General features: G+C 70.7%; 14 protein-coding genes. 10 read left to right on the top strand and 4 right to left on the bottom strand.

Translation table 11 applies throughout. The annotated features are described in order from the left end of the window. Positions 1-89: 89 nt before the first annotated feature. A complete protein-coding gene (locus AB0I69_RS35920) occupies positions 90-443 on the top strand; it encodes an SsgA family sporulation/cell division regulator (protein ID WP_363099908.1) in 354 nt (117 codons plus the stop codon). 12 nt (positions 444-455) lie between these two features. Here the strand turns inward: AB0I69_RS35920 and AB0I69_RS35915 are convergent, their stop codons facing one another. The 4 genes from AB0I69_RS35915 to AB0I69_RS35900 all read right to left on the bottom strand — a co-directional run bounded on the left by AB0I69_RS35915 (position 456) and on the right by AB0I69_RS35900 (position 7,151). Next, positions 456-2,135, bottom strand: coding sequence for a penicillin-binding transpeptidase domain-containing protein (locus AB0I69_RS35915; protein ID WP_363099907.1), 1,680 nt, complete (start codon positions 2,133-2,135; stop codon positions 456-458). Between the two features lie 124 nt (positions 2,136-2,259). Next, on the bottom strand, positions 2,260-3,891 hold the full coding sequence (locus tag AB0I69_RS35910; RefSeq protein ID WP_363099906.1) for a penicillin-binding transpeptidase domain-containing protein: 1,632 nt from the start codon (positions 3,889-3,891) through the stop codon (positions 2,260-2,262). A gap of 118 nt (positions 3,892-4,009) precedes the next feature. Beyond that, the gene (locus AB0I69_RS35905) at positions 4,010-5,386 is read right to left on the bottom strand and encodes a hypothetical protein (RefSeq protein WP_363099905.1); all 1,377 of its coding nucleotides are present in this window, start codon (positions 5,384-5,386) and stop codon (positions 4,010-4,012) included. 25 nt (positions 5,387-5,411) lie between these two features. Further along, positions 5,412-7,151 carry a phospholipid carrier-dependent glycosyltransferase gene (locus AB0I69_RS35900; RefSeq protein WP_363099904.1) on the bottom strand — a complete coding sequence of 580 codons (1,740 nt, stop codon included), beginning with the start codon at positions 7,149-7,151 and terminating at the stop codon, positions 5,412-5,414. Between the two features lie 62 nt (positions 7,152-7,213). Between AB0I69_RS35900 and rsmI the strand changes: the two genes are divergently transcribed. From rsmI to AB0I69_RS35855, 9 genes are all read left to right on the top strand, one after another. Further along, the gene (gene rsmI / locus AB0I69_RS35895; RefSeq protein ID WP_363099903.1) at positions 7,214-8,074 is read left to right on the top strand and encodes a 16S rRNA (cytidine(1402)-2'-O)-methyltransferase; all 861 of its coding nucleotides are present in this window, start codon (positions 7,214-7,216) and stop codon (positions 8,072-8,074) included. A gap of 324 nt (positions 8,075-8,398) precedes the next feature. Further along, entirely contained in the window at positions 8,399-8,854 is a 456-nt protein-coding gene (locus AB0I69_RS35890; protein ID WP_363099902.1) for a hypothetical protein, read from the top strand. Positions 8,855-8,901: 47 nt separating this feature from the next. Further along, positions 8,902-9,810: a TatD family hydrolase gene (locus tag AB0I69_RS35885; protein WP_363099901.1), complete on the top strand. Its 909-nt coding sequence runs from the start codon at positions 8,902-8,904 to the stop codon at positions 9,808-9,810. 144 nt (positions 9,811-9,954) lie between these two features. Further along, on the top strand, positions 9,955-11,256 hold the full coding sequence (locus AB0I69_RS35880) for a ubiquitin-like domain-containing protein (RefSeq protein ID WP_363099900.1): 1,302 nt from the start codon (positions 9,955-9,957) through the stop codon (positions 11,254-11,256). Positions 11,257-11,362: 106 nt separating this feature from the next. Then, positions 11,363-12,349 (top strand): 16S rRNA (adenine(1518)-N(6)/adenine(1519)-N(6))-dimethyltransferase RsmA, encoded by a 987-nt coding sequence (rsmA, locus tag AB0I69_RS35875; RefSeq protein WP_363099899.1) that lies wholly within the window; start codon positions 11,363-11,365, stop codon positions 12,347-12,349. 55 nt (positions 12,350-12,404) lie between these two features. After that, positions 12,405-13,334 (top strand): 4-(cytidine 5'-diphospho)-2-C-methyl-D-erythritol kinase, encoded by a 930-nt coding sequence (locus AB0I69_RS35870; protein ID WP_363099898.1) that lies wholly within the window; start codon positions 12,405-12,407, stop codon positions 13,332-13,334. Positions 13,335-13,526: 192 nt separating this feature from the next. Continuing rightward, positions 13,527-14,306: an MHYT domain-containing protein gene (locus AB0I69_RS35865; protein ID WP_363099897.1), complete on the top strand. Its 780-nt coding sequence runs from the start codon at positions 13,527-13,529 to the stop codon at positions 14,304-14,306. Positions 14,307-14,639: 333 nt separating this feature from the next. Further along, complete coding sequence (locus AB0I69_RS35860; RefSeq protein WP_363099896.1) at positions 14,640-16,637, top strand: nitrate- and nitrite sensing domain-containing protein; 1,998 nt, start codon at positions 14,640-14,642, stop codon at positions 16,635-16,637. Between the two features lie 274 nt (positions 16,638-16,911). After that, positions 16,912-17,931, top strand: a complete 1,020-nt coding sequence (locus tag AB0I69_RS35855) for an N-acetylmuramoyl-L-alanine amidase (RefSeq protein ID WP_363099938.1) — start codon at positions 16,912-16,914, stop codon at positions 17,929-17,931. Positions 17,932-17,942: the final 11 nt, after the last annotated feature.

The following is a 17,942-nucleotide window of genomic DNA, read 5'->3' as shown; positions in this document are numbered from 1 at the left end:
GGGCGCTCCCGAGAAAATATGCGACATTGGGGTAGTGGAAGCGGATGCACAGCTTTCATACAGGTCACTCAGCGTAAGGGGGCCGCCCGATGTCCGTAGTCGAACAGTACGCGCGAGCCCATATCGTCACCGACGAGGACGTGGACCGGCTGGACAGTGACGCGGTTCCCGTAGTCCTGCGGTACGACCCCGATTCCGACCCCCGAGCCGTCCGCATCGATCTGCCCGGACCGCATGAATGGACCTTCGACCGGGAGCTGCTGGAAGAGGGGCTGCGTGCCCCGGCCGGCAGCGGCGAGGTGCGGGTGTGGCCCTGCGGGCGGGTGCAGGCCGTGGTCGAGTTCCACTCCGAACAGGGCGTCTCCGTCGTCCAGTTCGAGACGAAGACGATCATGCGCTTCCTGCGGCGGACCTATATGGCCACGGCGCCCGTCGCGAGCTGAACCCCCAGAGCCTCAGCCGCCGAGGCTGCTGCCCAGCTTGAGCAGCGCCGCCACGATCGGACCCGCCGTGTCGCCGCCGTGGCCGCCCGCCTGCACCACGCCGGCGGCCACGAGGTCGCCCTTGTACGCGGTGAACCAGCCGTTGGGCTTCTTCTGGCCGTCGACCTCGGCCGAGCCGGTCTTCGCGCCGTAGTCCGGGCCGAGACCGGCCATCGCCTTCGCCGCCGTGCCGTAGTCCGCCGTGTACTTCATGACTTCCTTCAGCTCGGCCTGCGTCGTCGACGACATCGTGCGTGAGGCCTTCGCGAGCGTGCGGTTGTCGACCGTCGGGGCGACCAGGTACGGCTGGTGGAAGGTGCCCGTGTCGACGGTGGAGGCGACCGACGCCATGTTCAGCGGGTTCATGCGGACCCCGCCCTGGCCGATCAGCGAGGCGCCCATCTGCGCGCCGCTCTGCACCGGGACCGAGCCGTCGAAGGTGGGGACGCCGATGGCCCAGTTGTTCATGCCGAGGCCGTAGACCTGCTGGGCCTCCGTCGTCAGGTCGCTGTTGGACAGCTTGGGCGCGAAGTTGATGAAGGCGTTGTTGCAGGAGGCCCCGAAGGCCAGCTTGAACGTGCCCTTCTTGATCTCCGAGTCGTCGTCGTTGTGGAAGGTCCAGCCCGCCAACTTGTAGGTCTTGGGGCAGGGATGGGACGCGTCCGGGGTGATGAGGTTCTTCTCGAAGAGCATCGTCGACGTCACGATCTTCATCGTGGAACCGGGGGCGAGGGAACCCTGGAAGGCCACGTTGAAGCCGTGCGAGGCGTTCGCGACGGCCAGGATCTCGCCGGTCGACGGGCGCATCATCACGACCGAGGAGTTCTTCTGCTTGCTGACCTGCGTCTCGGCCGCCGCCTGGAGGGTCGGGCTGAGCGTCGTCTTCACCTTGCCGGGCGTGCCCTTGCTCAGCTCGACGAGCGTCTTGTCGGACTCCTTGGACTTCTTGCCCCGGACCACCCGCAGCTCGATGCCCGCCTTGCCGCCCGCCTTCTTGCCGAACTTCTCCCGCAGCCCGTCCAACACCGAACCCAGCGACGGGTACTTGGCCGCCGTCAGCTCGCCGCCGTCACGGTCGTACGCCTTGATCGGCGGGGTGCCGGACTCGCCCGTGACCAGGGTGTCGCCGTCCGCGAGGTCCGGGTGGACGACGGAGGCGTGCCAGGCGACGTACGGCTTCCCGTCCGTGGCGCTGCGCACCACGCTCAGTGAACTGGCGTACGTCATGGGCTTGTTGATGCCCTTGTACGACACCGTGCACTTCACGGAGAAGGGGACCTTGGTGCCCGTGCGGGCGCCCTCGGTGACGGTGATGCCCTTCATGTGGGCGTTCTTGGTGTAGCCGGTGAGCAGGGCGGCGGCGGCCGTCGACTTGTCCGTCGTCGCGGCGGCCTGGGCGACCTTGCCCTGCTGCCAGTCGGCCAGGAACCGCCGCGCGGTCGTCTGCACCTCGGTCGCCGACAACGGGCCCGTCTTGATGGCCTTGTGGTCGGCGGTGGTCGACGTGCGTGCCTCGGCCGACGCCCCGCCGTCGTACAGCGCGTAGGCGCCGACGCCCGCGCCGACGACGGCCACGGCGATCACTCCGCCGACCACGGCGGGTCTCGCCTTCCGCCGCTCGGCCACGACCTTCTTCTTGCCCCTCGTGCCCACAGTTCCCGATCCTCCGCGAATCCCTTTGGGCCCCCGTCGCCCTCGGCCCTCTCACACCCCAACGACGAGGCCCACCCTAGAGTCCCGTCCTGTGCGGGTGAGTTCCTTTCCCCGCGGAGTGAGATCAGCCACCTGCCGCCAGTACGGCGCGGACGATCGGGCCGGCGGCGTCGATGCCGTGGCCGCCGTCCTGTGTCATGGCCGCCGCGGCGATGTCGTTGCGGTAGCCGGTGAACCAACTGTTGGACTTGGACTGCCCGTCCACCTCGGCGGACCCCGTCTTCGCGCCGATGTTGCCGCCGAGCCCGGCCATGATGCCGGCCGCGGTGCCGCTGGTCGCGGTGCGGTTCATCATCGCCCGCAGTTGGGCGGACGTACTCGCCGACAGGCCCTGTGCGGTGGCCAGTTGGCGGTCGTCGAGGCTCTGCGCGACGATCACCGGCTGCCGGAACGTGCCCGTCTTCGCGGTCGCCGTCACCGACGCCATGTTCAGCGGGCTCATCTGCACCTGGCCCTGGCCGATCAGGTTCGCCGCGGTGTCCGGGCCGCCGGACGCGGGGACCGAGCCGTCGAAGGACGGGATGCCGGTCTTCCAGTTGTCCCGGCCGAGCCCGAAGCGGTCCTCGGCCTCCTTGGTCAGGGAGTCGACCTTGACGTCGTCGGCGAACTTCACGAAGGCGGTGTTGCAGGAGCGGGCGAAGCTGTCGGAGAGGGTTGCGCCCTCGTCCGGGGACAGGCCGGTCAGGTTGTGGAAGGTCTGGCTCTGCCAGGTCGCGGTGGGCGGGCAGGGGCCCGGGCCGCTCGCGCTCGTGAGCCCCGTGTCGATGAGCGTGGCGGCACTGATGATCTTCATCGTCGAGCCGGGCGCCAACTGCCCCAGGAACGCGGCGTTGAAGCCGTCGTCACGGTGGTTGGCGACGGCCAGCACCTGCCCGGTGCTCGGCTGCACGGCCACGACGGACGACTCGGAGTACTTGGTCACGGCCTTCTCGGCGGCGGCCTGCGCGCTCGCGCTGAGCGTCGTGCGCACCTTGCCGGTCCTGCCCTTCTCCAGGGTCAGCAGCGTGGTGTCGGCAGAGCCCTCGGTCTGGTGCTTGATCGCCAGCTCGATACCGGGCGAACCGCCCGCCTTGTCGCCGTACTTGGTGCGCAACTCGTCGAGTATCGGCCCCAGCGACGGATACTTCTCCTTCGTCAGCACGGTCCCGTTCCGGTCCACGGCCTCGATCGCCGGGCTCGCGGACTCCCCGGTGACGAGAGTGTCGCCGGTCTTCAACTCCGGGTGCACGACGGACGGTTGCCAGTCGACGAGGGCCCGCCCGGTGGTCTTGCCGCGCACGACGGTCAGTTGGCTCTTGTAGCTGAGCGGCTTGGACTTCCCGTCGTACGACACCGTCGCCTTCACCGTGAACGGCACGGTGGCCCCGGTCGTCGTACCGGGCGTGATCTTCACCTGCGTGATGTGCGCGGCCCCACTGTAGGACTCCAGCACGGTGTCGGCGGCGGCGTCGTTGTTCGTGTACGACGCGGCGGTCACCGCCTGCCCCTTCTCCCAGGCCGCGAAGAACTTCGTAGTCGCCGCCTTCACCTCGGCGGCACTCGGCGGCCCGGTCTTCACGGGCGCGGGCCCGCCGGAACCCCCCACACCCGAACTCCCACCCAGCGCGGACACGAGGTTGTACGCCCCGTACCCCGCCCCCGACACCATCACGGCGAACACACTGCCGATGACGGTGGCCTTTACCCCCTTGCGCATGGCGCAGTCCCCTCCCCGTTACCAGTGCTTCGAACTGTAGGTGGCGTGAGGGAAAGCTGTGAGTGGTGTTGCCTTTTGTTGTCCTAACGGAGACCGACAGAGACCGGCCGGCGAGCGATCAGGCGGGGACCCCCGCGGAGTAGAGGAGCCGGTGCATGTCCTCGACGGGAAGAGCGGGATTGCCGGCGACCGAGCCGACCAGGTCGGGGTCGGCGAGCAGTTCACGGATCCGGGCCGGCGGCAGCCGCGGGTCCTGGGCGGCCGGCCCGCGCAGCCCCTCACGACTGAGCCGGTCCAGGTCCTCCGGGGTCAGCGCGGGATCACGCAGCGCCAGTCGACGGCGGCGCGGATCGGGGGAGTCGAGGAAACGGGCCGCCAACCCCGCCGAAGGGAACCCGGGCTTGGTGATCAGCATCTCCACGGCCCGGTGACTGCCGTGCAGATACAGGTCGAGCAGCAGCTCCGGAGGCGGCTCGGGATGGAACTCGCACAGCAGCAGCCGTACGGCGAAGTCCTCGTCCCGGGCGAGCAGTTCGACCATGTCCGGTGGCAGGGCCGGGCACACCGCGGCGCTGCGGCGCAGCCAGGTGTGCGCGGACGTCGCACACCGGCGCAGCGCCTCGACGTCCTCGCGGGCGTCCCACACCCAGTCCAGCATGTCGAGGCGTGCCTCGGGCTCCACGGTGTAGTCGATGGCCGCGCGTTCCGTCTCCGTCAGTTCCGGCCGGGCGGAGACGACGAGGCGGATGTACGGGTCCGGGTCGACGGCCAACTGCCGTACGAGATCCGGTGGGAGGGAGGGGTTCGCGGCCACCGAGACCGGGCGTGGCTGGGCCACCCTGTGCTCGGCGAACTCGCGGCTCAGCCGCCCGGTCCGCAGTACCTCGTTCACCGGCCAGGAGTTGCCGAGGCTCTCGACCAGCCACGCCATCCGCTCCGCGTCCTCGCGGCAGACCTGCATCGCCGCGGCCTGCCGCACCTTCAGGTCGTCGTCCTGGAGCAGCAACTCGCGTGTGGCGTCAGGCAGTTCCTCCCACGCACGGCAGGACGCTGTGCGAAGGTCGCTGTCGGGATGGTCCGCCAGGCTTGCCAGAACACGGGCGGGGACGACGTACGACACGACGGTCTCGCGGCGGACGCGCTCGTCCGGGTTCTTCAGCAGCCGCTCGTACGCCCAGTCGGGCAGCGGCTCCACCGGGCGCCGGTACGGCGTCGGCCCGATGGCGAGGGCGAGAACGACCTTCGGATGCGGATCGTCGACGAGCCGGGCGCGCTGGGCGGGGTCGGCGGCGGCGCTGTCGGCGAACTCCTGCCGGAGCCTCGGCTCGGGGTCCGCCAGGATCGCGTCGACGACCTCCAGTGGCAGGTCGGCGCGCTGGGTGACGGTTCTCCGCACGTCCCGGTGGTCAAGTTTGAGCAGTCGCAGCAGCACACTGCTGGGTGTCGCCGGGTTCCACGACAGCGCTCTGAGCGCGGCGTCGAGGTGATCGTCCATGGCGTCCTCGTCCGTTCTGTCCCACCTACACCCACGTATCCAGCCACATCCGCGACCGCCACTGATCAATAGGAATCGCAGTCCCCGTATACAGCGGCCAGAAGTAGATGAAGTTCCACGTGATCAGCAGCACCAGCACGCCCGCCCCCACCGCCCCCACCACCCGGCGGGTTTCGCTGGAGCCCGGTGGGCCGATGATCGCGCCGATCAGCATCGCGACTGCCAGGCAGAGGAAGGGGAGGAAGACGATGGAGTAGAAGAAGAAGATCGTGCGGTCCTGGTACATGAACCAGGGGAGGTAACCGGCCGCCACGCCGCAGGCGATCGCGCCCGCGCGCCAGTCGCGGCGGAACGCCCAGCGCCACAGGACGTACAGGAGGGCGAAGCAGGCGGCCCACCAGAGGAGCGGGGTGCCGATGGCCAGGACCTCGCGGGCGCACTTGTCGCCCGCGTTCACCGGGCAGCCGGCCGAGCCGGGGGAGGGGGACTCGTAGAAGTACGAGACGGGGCGGCCGTCGACGAGCCAGCTCCACGGGTTGGACATGTACGTGTGCGGCGAGTGCAGGCCGACGTTGAACTCGTAGACCTCGTGCTCGTAGTGCCACAGGCTGCGCGCCCAGTCCGGCATGAAGTGGCTCCAGAAGCCGCCCTTGCCGTCGGTCGCGGCCCAGTTGCGGAAGTAGCCGCCGCTGCCGTTCGCCGGGGAGAGGATCCAGCCGAGCCAGGACAGGAGGTACACCGAGATCGTGACCGGGATCATGATCACGACGAGGAACAGGTCGTACCTCAGGGCTGCGACGTACGGGCGGCTGGCGCCCGCGACCTTGCGGGAGCCGACGTCCCACAGCAGCGTCAGCAGCATGAAGAAGGCCGCGATGTAGAGGCCGTTCCACTTGGTGCCGATGGCGAGTCCGAGCAGCAGGCACGCCATCCAGCGCCAGGGGCGCAGGCCGAGGAACAGGGTGTTCGCGATGTGGGCGTCGGGGCGCACCCGGCCGTCCGCGTCGACCGGCAGCGCTGCCGCGAGTTTTGCCCGGGCCCTGTCCCTGTCCAGTAGCAGGCAGCCGAACGCGGCCACCACGAAGAACATCAGCACACCGTCGAGCAGCGAGGTGCGGGCCATCACGAAGGCCAGGCCGTCGAGGGACATCAGGACGCCCGCGACGCAGCCGAGGAACGTGGAGCGGAACAGGCGGCGGCCGATGCGGCACAGCATCAGGATGGCGAGGGTGCCCAGCAGCGCGGTCATGAAGCGCCAGCCGAAGGGGTTGAAGCCGAAGATCAGCTCGCCGAGCCCGATGACGTACTTGCCGACCGGCGGGTGCACGACGTAGGCCGCGTCGGTCGGGATGGGGATGTGACCGTTGTGCTGGAGGATCAGGTCGTTGGCGTTCTTGTCCCAGTTGACCTCGAAGCCGCGGTGGACGAGCGCCCACGCGTCCTTCGCGTAGTACGTCTCGTCGAATATCACCGCCTTCGGGCTGCCCAGGTGGTAGAAGCGCATCACGCCCGCCATGAGCGTGACCAGCAGCGGGCCGCCCCAGCCCGACCAGCGGGTGATGCGGTCGACGAGCGTCGGCGACAGACCGAGCGCCGCCCACAGCCGGGGGCTGGGCTCCGCGTACGGCGGCGTCAGCCGGTCGCGTACGTCGCTTCTGGGCCCCGCCGTGTAGCCGAATCGCCGCAGCCGCTGCTGCCATGACGGCCGCTGGTCTTGCGGGGCCTGCCCTTGTCGGGTGTCCGTGGAGGACGCGGTACTGGTCACCGCGCCATCGTAGGGAACAGGTCTGTGTGAGTCCCGCCTCTCTCCCCTGAGAGGATGGAAACGTGACAGTTGCTCCCGGAACTCTGGTCCTTGCCGGCACCCCCATCGGCGACATCGCGGACGCCCCGCCGCGGCTCGCCGAGGAGTTGGCGGGTGCCGACGTGGTCGCCGCCGAGGACACGCGACGGCTGCGGCGGCTGACACAGGCGCTCGGGGTGCAGCCCAAGGGGCGCGTCGTGTCGTACTTCGAGGGCAACGAGGCCGCGCGGACGCCGGAGCTGGTCGAGGCCTTGATGGGCGGGGCGCGTGTGCTGCTTGTGACCGATGCCGGGATGCCGTCCGTGTCCGACCCGGGGTACCGGCTGGTCGCCGCCGCCGTGGAGAAGGACATCAAGGTCACCGCCGTACCGGGGCCGTCCGCCGTGCTCACCGCGCTCGCGCTGTCGGGGCTGCCGGTGGACCGGTTCTGCTTCGAGGGGTTCCTGCCGCGCAAGGCCGGCGAGCGCCTGTCCCGGCTGCGGGAGGTGGCCGACGAACGGCGGACCCTCGTCTACTTCGAGGCACCGCACCGGCTCGACGACACCCTCGCCGCGATGGCCGAGGTGTTCGGCGCCGAGCGGCGCGCCGCCGTCTGCCGCGAGCTGACGAAGACGTACGAGGAGATCAAGCGCGGCCCCGTCGGCGAGCTGGCCGAATGGGCGGCGGAGGGCGTGCGCGGCGAGATCACCGTGGTGGTGGAAGGGGCGCCGGAGAAGGCCGAAGAACTCGACGCGGACGAATTGGTACGGCGGGTCCGGGTGCGGGAGGAGGCGGGCGAGCGGCGTAAAGAGGCGATCGCGGCCGTGGCCGTCGAGGCAGGCGTTCCCAAGCGCGAGGTGTTCGATGCCGTGGTGGCGGCGAAGACTGCGCAAAAACCCCTCTGAGCCTGTGTAAAACCCCCGCCGATCCTGCGTAAAACCGCTTCTGACCTGCGCGGAAGATTCCTCTGAGCAGGGAGCATCTCCCATGAGCGCGCGCCCCATGGCGGGGCAAAGCGCGGTCGCCGAATGCAAAGCACTGACCGGGTTGCCAGGGCGATTCGACAAGGAAAGTCCAAATCGCCTCCAACAGTCGACAGGACTGATGCATTCGCCCTGCTGGAGGCGTCCACTGGATGAAGGGACGCACCCGTCCCTCGCCTCCAAGGGATTCCGGGGGGAATCCCCCAGCCGGGGCGCTTGTCCAGCGGAAAGCAAGCAGGAGCTGGCATGAGTGAGATCGCAGGGCAGACCGGTGTGCGTGGCGCTGCCACCGCCGTGGTCAACGAGTCGTACTCCTTCGCCTGCATGCGGTGCGGGCACGGCTGGGAGCAGTCGTACGAGATAGAGCACCACGTCGACACCGACGGCCACCAGTTCGTGATGTACGTGGCGGAGGGCCAGGTCGTGCCGTCGCCGCTCAGCCGGCCCGCGTGCCTCAACTGCGACGGGCACGTCGTGCGCATCATGCGCGCGGGCCAGGTCTCGTCGGTACGGGAGGCGGCACAGCGGCAGTACCAGGCGCCGCGGCCCCGTCCGGCGGGAGCGGGAGCGACAGAAACAGCGGCTACGGCTGCGGAGGGCGCTGCGGGCGACGACGCCGCCGTGACTCCGCTGGCGGAGCACAAGGACCACCACTGGCACCTGTCCGATCTCCTGCACCCGTTCCACCGCAAGGCGAGCTGACCGGCTCCGACGACCGGGCGGGCATGCCCCTTTCGTAGGATCGGGGCATGCCTTCCTCCAGCGACAGCGCCGGCGACCGCGAACGCGGCAGCGAGAAGAACGCGGCGCCGCCGCTCCCGGAACCCCTCCGGGTGGCCGTCGCCGACTCCCACACCCACCTCGACATGCAGTCCGGCACGGTGGACGAGGCTCTCGCCAAGGCCGCGTCGGTCGGTGTCACGACGCTCGTGCAGGTCGGCTGCGATCTGAAGGGCTCCCGCTGGGCCGCCGAGACGGCCGCCCGGCACGAGACGATCCACGCGACGGTCGCCCTGCACCCGAACGAGGCCCCGCGCATAGTCCACGGCGACCCCGATGGTTGGTCCCGGCAGGGCGAGCGGGTGGCGGGCGGCGAAGAGGCCCTCACCGAGGCCCTTGCCGAGATCGACCGCCTTGCCGCTCTCCCGCAGGTCAAGGGCGTCGGCGAGACCGGCCTCGACTACTTCCGCACCGGCCCCGAGGGCAAGGCCGCGCAGGAACTCTCCTTCCGCGCCCACATCGAGATCGCCAAGCGGCACGGCAAGGCCCTGGTCATCCACGACCGCGACGCCCACGCCGACGTCCTGCGCGTCCTCAAGGAGGAAGGCGCCCCCGAGCGCACGGTCTTCCACTGCTACTCCGGCGACGCCGAGATGGCCGAACTCTGCGCTCGCGCCGGGTACTTCATGTCCTTCGCCGGCACTGTCACCTTCAAGAACGCCCAGAACCTGCGGGACGCGCTCGCCGTGGCCCCCCTCGAACTGGTCCTCGTGGAGACCGACGCCCCCTTCCTGACCCCCGCCCCGTACCGCGGACGGCCCAACGCGCCCTATCTCATTCCGGTCACGGTGCGCGCGATGGCGGCCGTACGCGGCATCGAGGAGGACGCGCTGGCAACGGCACTCGCGGCGAACACGGCCCGAGCCTTCGCCTATTGAGGCCTCTGTCGAGTCCTCCATCGAGCCCTCGCGGCCCCATCGAACACAACTCTGGGTAGCCGCGTCGCTTTGGAGAGTGACGGTCACTCCGCTAGGTTCTGTTGGCCCGATCCGGACCCCCGTGGCCTTCTGGAGCGTGTCGGCGTGAGCAACTACGAGACCTACGAGACGTACGACCGCGGTGTGCGCGCCGAGGTGTACACCGACGGGCACACCGAGGTGTACGAGGACACGTACCGCCCCGCCTATGAGGCGAACGACCCCGTGTTCCCGCGCCAGGCGGGCACCATGCCGGCGGAGAGCGAGCCGCCCGCGCGGCACGGGCGCCGGCGAAGAGCCGAGCGTTCGGACTCCGGCTCCGCGATGCGCCGGCTGGTGCCGCAGGCATTGGTCGTCGCGTTCCTGGCCGGCGGCACCACCGCGTTCGTCGCCAAGGACAAGGCGATCGAGCTGAACGTCGACGGGAAGCCGCGCACGCTGCACACCTTCGCCGACGACGTCAGCGAACTCCTCGACCAGCAGGGCGTGGACGTCGGCGCGCACGACGTGGTGGCCCCCGGCCGCGACGCACCGCTCGCCAGCGGCGACGAGGTCGCGGTGCGCTACGGCCGTCCCGTGCGCCTCACCATCGACGGCCACCGGCGCGAGGTGTGGACGACGGCACGCACGGTCGACGGAGCCCTCGAACAACTCGGCGTACGGGCCGAGGGCGCCTACGTCTCCACCTCGCGCTCCCAGCCCATCGGCCGCGCCGGACTCGCCCTCGACGTGCGCACCGAACGCACCGTCACGATCATGGCCGACGGCCGCGCCCGCACGATCCGCACCAACGCGGCGACGGTCGGCGAGGCGGTCCAGGAGGCGGGCATCGGCCTGCACGGCGAGGACACCACCTCGGTCCCGCCCACCAGCTTCCCGCGCGACGGCCAGACGATCACGGTCCTGCGGGTGACGGGGACGCGCGAGGTCCGCGAGGAGGCGATCCCCTTCAAGGTGGAACGCACCGACGACCCCACCCTCTTCAAGGGCACAGAGGTGGTGGAACGGGCGGGCCAGCCGGGCCTGCGCCGGGTCACCTACGCCCTCCGCACGGTCAACGGCGTCAAGGAGAAGCCGCGCCGGATGGACGACGAGCTGGTCCGAGAACCCCGCTCGCAGCTGGTGAAGGTCGGCACGAAGCCCATGCCCACCTCGGTACAGGGCGCGGACCAGCTGAACTGGCACGGCCTGGCGACCTGCGAGTCCGGCGGCCGCCCGGGCGCGGTGGACCCCTCGGGCACCTACGGCGGCCTCTACCAGTTCGACACCCACACGTGGCACAGCCTGGGCGGCAGCGGTCGCCCACAGGACGCGAGCGCGGAGGAACAGACGTTCCGCGCGAAGAGGCTGTATGTACGGCGGGGTTCGAGCCCGTGGCCCCACTGCGGGACAAGGCTGCACGGCTGAGGGATAGGGGATAGGGGGCGCAGCTCCATCCCCTAGGGGCGCGGGGAACTGCGCGACCAGCCACAGCGGACCGGCAGACGAAGAACGGCCCCGTAACCTAGGTGCCGTGAGCAGCAACCCCACCCCCGACGCCCTCCTGGGCCCCGCCGAAATCCGCGAACTGGCAGCCGCCCTGAACGTCCGCCCCACAAAACAGCGCGGCCAGAACTTCGTGATCGACGCGAACACGGTCCGCCGTATCGTCCGCACCGCAGACGTCCGCCCCGACGACGTGGTGGTGGAGGTGGGCCCCGGCCTCGGCTCACTCACACTCGCGCTGCTCGAAGTGGCCGACCGCGTCACCGCCGTGGAGATCGACGACGTCCTCGCGGGCGCGCTCCCGGCGACGGTCGCGGCGAGGATGCCGGACCGGGCGGACCGTTTCGCGCTGGTGCACTCGGACGCGATGCAGGTGACCGAGCTGCCGGGCCCGCCCCCGACCGCGCTGGTGGCCAATCTCCCGTACAACGTGGCCGTACCGGTCCTGCTGCACATGCTGGAGCACTTCCCGAGCATCGAGCGCACGTTGGTGATGGTCCAGGCGGAGGTCGCCGACCGGCTGGCCGCGCCGCCCGGTTCGAAGGTGTACGGCGTCCCGTCCGTGAAGGCGAACTGGTACGCCGAGGTCAAGCGGGCCGGTTCCATCGGCCGCAACGTCTTCTGGCCCGCACCGAACGTGGACAGCGGCCTCGTGTCCCTCACCCGCAGGCCCGAGCCCCCGAAAACCACCGCCACCCGGCGCGAGGTCTTCGCCGTGGTCGACGCGGCCTTCGCACAACGCCGCAAGACCCTGCGGGCGGCGCTCGCGGGTTGGGCGGGCTCGGCGGCAGCGGCGGAGGTGGCACTGGTGGCCGCCGGGGTGTCGCCGCAGGCGCGCGGGGAGTCGCTCACCGTCGAGGAGTTCACACGCATCGCGGAGAACAAGGCGGGCGCCGAAGGCGAGGCAGGTACCGACCGCGCCGTGCCCGCCGGGCAAGACGCGCCCGCGCCGGAGACAGCGGCAGCGCGAGACGCCCGCGCCGAGGAGGCCCACCACGAGGGGCTCGGCGGGTGACCGTCACCGTCCCGGTCCCCGCCAAGGCCACCGTCCACCACAAGGAGCCCGGCAAGTGAGCGTCACCGTCCGTGTCCCCGCCAAGGTCAACGTCCAGCTCGCGGTGGGTGCCGCGCGCCCCGACGGTTTCCACGACCTGGCCAACGTCTTCCTCGCGGTCGGCCTGTACGACGAGGTCACCGTGACCCCGGCCGACGAACTCCGCGTCACCTGCGCGGGCCCGGACGCGGCCCAAGTCCCGCTGGACCGTACGAACTTGGCGGCGCGGGCGGCCGTAGCACTCGCCCAGCGCCACGGCCGTAGCCCCGCCGTGCACCTCCACATCGCCAAGGACATCCCCGTCGCCGGCGGTATGGCGGGCGGCAGTGCGGACGGCGCGGGCGCGCTGGTGGCGTGCGACGCGCTGTGGGGCACCGGTGCCTCGCGGGCCGAACTGCTCGACATCTGCGCCGAGTTGGGCAGCGATGTGCCGTTCAGCCTGGTGGGCGGGGCGGCGCTGGGCATCGGGCGCGGCGAGCAGCTCACGGTCCTGGAGACCGGCGGCACCTTCCACTGGGTGTTCGCGATGGCCGGGCGCGGGCTGTCGACCCCGGCGGTCTTCCGGGAGTTCGACCGGCTGGGCGAGGGCGCCGACATCCCCGAGCCGGTCGCCTCCCAGCCACTCCTCGACGCGCTCGCGAAGGGCGACCCGGACGCGCTCGCCGCCGCCGTCTCCAACGACCTTCAGCCGGCCGCCCTTTCGCTCTTCCCGGAACTGGCCGACACCCTCGCCGCGGGCCGCGCCGCGGGCGCCCTCGCCGCGCTCGTCTCCGGCTCGGGCCCGACGACGGCGTTCCTCGTCCGTGACCCCGGGGCGGCGGCGAAGGTGGCCGAAACGCTGGCGGCCTCGGGAACATGCCGGACGGTACGTACGGCGGCGGGTCCGGCGGCCGGAGCGACCGTGATCGACCGACCTTCACACCAGGTTCACGGAACACCCGCCTGACCTGCAAAAATGCGCATGTTCGGTGTTATCCAAACCACATTGATTTATTGTTCACCAATCAACCCCGAGGTCCCTTTCGTATCCTATGTCCCAGGGAAAGGGCTGTCATGATCAGCCAACCCCGGTCCTCGTTACCGGCGGTACTCCCTGCGCGCGAGGTCTCGCCGCGCCACGCCCGAGAGGAACCTCCCCATGGGCCACATGGACCACTTCAGCGCGGGCTGGGTCACCCCGGTCCTGTCCTACGCGATGGCCTGCCTGGGCTCCGCGCTCGGACTGCGCTGCACCGTAAGGGCACTTGAGGCGGACGGCGCCTCCAAACGGAACTGGCTGACCCTCGCCTCCGTCGCCATCGGCTCCGGCATCTGGACCATGCACTTCGTGGCCATGCTCGGCTTCAGCGTCGACGGCACCCCCATCCGCTACGACGTCCCGCTCACCGTCCTCAGCCTGCTGATGTCCATCGGCGTGGTCGCCGCCGGAGTCTTCACCGCCGGCTACGGCCGCTCCCGCGTCACCTCGGTCGCCTTCGGCGGCATCGGCACCGGCCTGGGCGTCGCCGCCATGCACTACACCGGCATGGCCGCGCTCGACCTGCACGGCGAGATCGACTACGACCCCCGGCTGGTCATCGCCTCCGTCGTGATCGCCGTCGTCGCCGCGACCGCCGCGCTCACCCTCACCCTCGTCGTGCGCGGCCCGGTCCTCGCCACCGCCGCCGCCCTCGTCATGGGGCTCGCGGTGAGCAGCATGCACTACACCGCGATGTACGCCGTGAGCATCACCCTCTCGCCCAGCGGCGCGGCCCTGTCCGGCGCCACCGCCACGGAGTTCATCTTCCCGCTCGCCGTCGTGCTCGGCTCGTTCCTCTTCCTGGCGTCCGCGTACGTGGCCCTGTCCCCGACCGGCAAGCACCACGAGGCGACAGTCGCCGCGGAGCTGCTGCGCGAGGTCGAACTCGCCACGGTCTGAGCCGACTTCGGCCGGCCTTTCGGTGGTGGTGCCCGCTTGTCGGGTTGCCGGTGCCGGTGCCGGTGCCGGTTGCCGGGTGAGGTCGAACCGGTCCTGGTCCGGGCGGACTTCGGCGGCTCTTCCGGCAATGACCCCAACCCCCGGCTCTCCGGCTCCCACAGGGTGTCGGCGCCGGTCCCCACTTCCGGGGGCCGTCGCCGCCAAGTCGCTGTGCGAGCTCGAACTCGCCATGGTCTGAGCCGACTTCGGCTCTCCCCGCACGGCGCGGCCCCGACTTCCCGGGCCGCGGCCGCCGTACGAACCACCCCCGCACTTCCCTGAACGAGGTCCCCCATGCGTGTCCTCCGCGCGCCGGCCCGGCTGCGCCCCAGATCGGTCCGCGCGAAGATCGTCGCCCTGCTGATGCTGCCCGTCGTGTCCCTGATGGCCCTGTGGGGCTTCGCCGCGGTGACGACCGCGTCGAGCATCGCCGACACCGAGACCGCCAAGGACGTCAACTCCGAACTCCTCACGCCCGTCGCCGAGTTCGTCACCGCGGTGCAGGGCGAGCGGACCGCCGCGCTACGCCACGCGGACGCCCCGGGCGCCTTCAAGAACGCCACCGAGGTGACCGACAAGGCCGCCTCCGCCCTGCGCGACGGCGTCAACGACTCCAGCTCGGACGCGGCACTCATCGCCTCCACACTGCCGGGCCGTATCGACAAGCTGGAGGCCGATGCCGCCGGCCTCGCGGCGCTGCGTGCGGAAGCCACCGCCAAGGGCGCCAAGTCGACGACCACGTACGGCGGTTACTCGGCGATCGTCGAGCACGGCTTCTCCGTCACCGGCGCGCTCACCGGCGACAAGACCGCCGCCGACGCCTCCGAGGCGCGCGTGGTGCTCGAACTGTCCCGGGCCCGCGAGGCCGTCGCCCAGGAACAGGCGCTGCTCGGCGCCGCCCGCACCGGGGGCGAGTTGACGAAGGAGCAGTACGCCCTGTTCGTCGGCGCCGTCGCCACCCAGCGCGAGCTGCTCGCACCCGCGGTCGCCGACCTCAGGTCCGAGCACCGGACGGCGTACCGCGAGGTCCTCGACAGCAGCGGATACACCCAACTCCAGGCGGTCGAGAACCGGGTCCGCAGCGCGGGCCCCGGCACCTCCGCCGCGTCCGCGAGCTTCCTGCGCGGCTGGGACTCCACAGTGAGCGGAGTCCTCAAGGGGCTCGACGCGGCCGAGACGCAGGCCGGTACGGGAGCCACGGCCGCGGCCGACCCCTTCGGCTGGGACACGCTCGGCGCCTCCGGGGCCGCCGTGGTCCTCGGCCTGGTCGGCGTGCTGCTGTCGCTGCTCGTCTCCGTGCTCGTCGGCCGCGGCCTCATCGTCGAACTCCTCGACCTGCGCAACTCCGCCCTCGAAGTGGCCGGCCGCCGCCTCCCGCAGGCCATGCGCAGGCTGCACGCCGGCCAGGGCGTCGACATCGACGCCGAGGCCCCCATGCGCCGCCTCGCCGGTGACGAACTGGCCCAGGTCGGCACCGCGTTGACCGCCGTCCAGCGCGCCGCCCTCAAGGCCGCCTCCGAACGCGCCGAACTCCTCAGCGGCATCTCCGGCGTCTACGTCAGCCTCGCCCGCCGCAGCCAGGTCCTGCTGCACCGCCAACTCGACCTGCTCGACGCGCTGGTGCGCCGACAGCGCGACCCGGCCGAACTCCAGGAGCTCTACCGCGTCGACTACCTGGCCACCCGCATGCGTCGGCACTCCGAGAGCCTGCTGATCCTGTCCGGCATCGCGCCCGGCCGCGGCTGGCGGGACCCGATCCCGCTGTCCGACATCCTGCGCGCGGCCGTAGCCGAGATCGAGAACTCGGCCCGGGTACAGATCTGGGCCGTACCGAAGGTGTCACTGACCGGCGGTTCCGTCGCCGACGTGATCCATCTGCTCGCCGAACTCGTCGAGAACGCAACGGCGTTCTCCCCGCCCAGCACCCAAGTACAGCTGCGCGCGGCCCGGATGCGGGAGGGCGTCCTCATCGAGATCGAGGACAGCGGCTTCGGCATGAAGGACGACGCGATGGCCGACGCCAACCGCAAGATCCAGTCGGAGAAGGTCGACCTGCTCGACGCCAAGCAGATCGGCCTGTTCGTGGTGAACCGGCTGCGCGAACGGCAGGGCCTGCGCGTGGAGGTACGGCACTCGTCGAGCGGCGGCGTCACGGCCGCGGTGCTCATCCCCGAGGGCCTGATGCGCGACGACATGCCGGTCGGCGAACAACAACGCGCCTCCGGCGGGCGGGGGTTGGCGCCCGCGTCGGCCCTGATCCCGCAGCAGCGACTGCGCGGGGCCGGTGCCTGAGGCACTCTTCGCGTCATCTCCACACAGATGTACCGCAATCGAGGTACAGGTGGGGCGGATGGGACGGATAGGGTCGCTTGATACTTCAAACGCCCCTTGGGGCGTGCGCCGTCAAGTGTCAACTGTCAAGTGCACAGCTGGAAGGGCCACTTCCGTGTCCGAAACCCCCACGTCGTCGTCCCCCACACCGTCCCACCGCAGGAAGCGGTCCCTCTCGCGTCGCGGCGCGATAGGGACCGCCGGAGCCGTCGCCGCCGGGGCCGCCCTCACCCCGATGGTGTTCGCGGCCACCGACTCAGGCTCGGACTCCGGATCCGGCTCCGATGCCGCGAACACCGACGCCACCCCCACCGGCACCAAGCCGGAGACGTTCCCGGCCACCCGCTCCGCCGCCGCCACCGGCACCGCCCCGGCCACCACCGCCTTCGCCGCGTCCTACGTCGGCCTGCGCTGGACCGGCGCCCAGGACGGCGCCGGCATCCGCCTCGCGGACGGCAACTGGCAGCAGACGGGCACCGGTTGCGCGACCGTGGACAACGGCGGTACGGCCCTGATCGCGGCCGACGAGGCCACGAGCTACGAGGTCAAGGCACCGGCAGGCGCGACGGACGTACGCTCCATCGCCATCGACTGCACCCGCGGCCCCGACCGCACCTTCCACGTGCCGTCCGAGGCGACCCGCGTCCGCGGCGTCCGCTACCTCTCGCGCCCGGCCTGGGGCGCCGACGAGTCGAAGCGGTACAAGGACGGCAAGGTCAACACGCCTGAGGCGTACTACCCGTTGCAGTCGATCACGGTCCACCACACGGACACCCCGAACGCCGACCCGGACCCGGCCGCGACCGTCCGCGGGATCTACGAGTACCACGCGATCACCCTCGACTGGGGCGACATCGGCTACCACTTCCTCATCGACGAGGCAGGCGTCGTCTACGAGGGCCGCTACTCCGGCGACGACCTGATCCCGGCCTTCGACAAGAACGGCAACCTCGTCACCGCCTTCCACACGGCGGGCTTCAACTCCGGCAACCTGGGCATCGCCCTGATCGGCAACCTCGTAGACCAGCCTCCGACGGATGCGGCAAAGGCTTCACTGATCCGCCTGATCAAGGTAATCGCCCGCTTCAAGGGCCTCGACCCCCAGGCGAAGATCACGTACACGAACCCGGTCAACGGCGTGAAGAAGGACAACGAGACGATCAGCGGCCACCGCGACTGGCTCCAGACGGACTGCCCGGGGCAGACGATGTACGACTTGCTGGGAGAGGTCAGGGCGGCAGCAGCGCCCCGCTGACCTGGGCGGAT

Origin of the sequence: Streptomyces sp. NPDC050508 (assembly GCF_040655155.1) — a bacterium.
Taxonomy (GTDB): domain Bacteria; phylum Actinomycetota; class Actinomycetes; order Streptomycetales; family Streptomycetaceae; genus Streptomyces.
The sequence above is the reverse complement of the archived record's forward strand: the minus strand, read 5'-3'. Positions and strand labels throughout refer to the sequence as shown.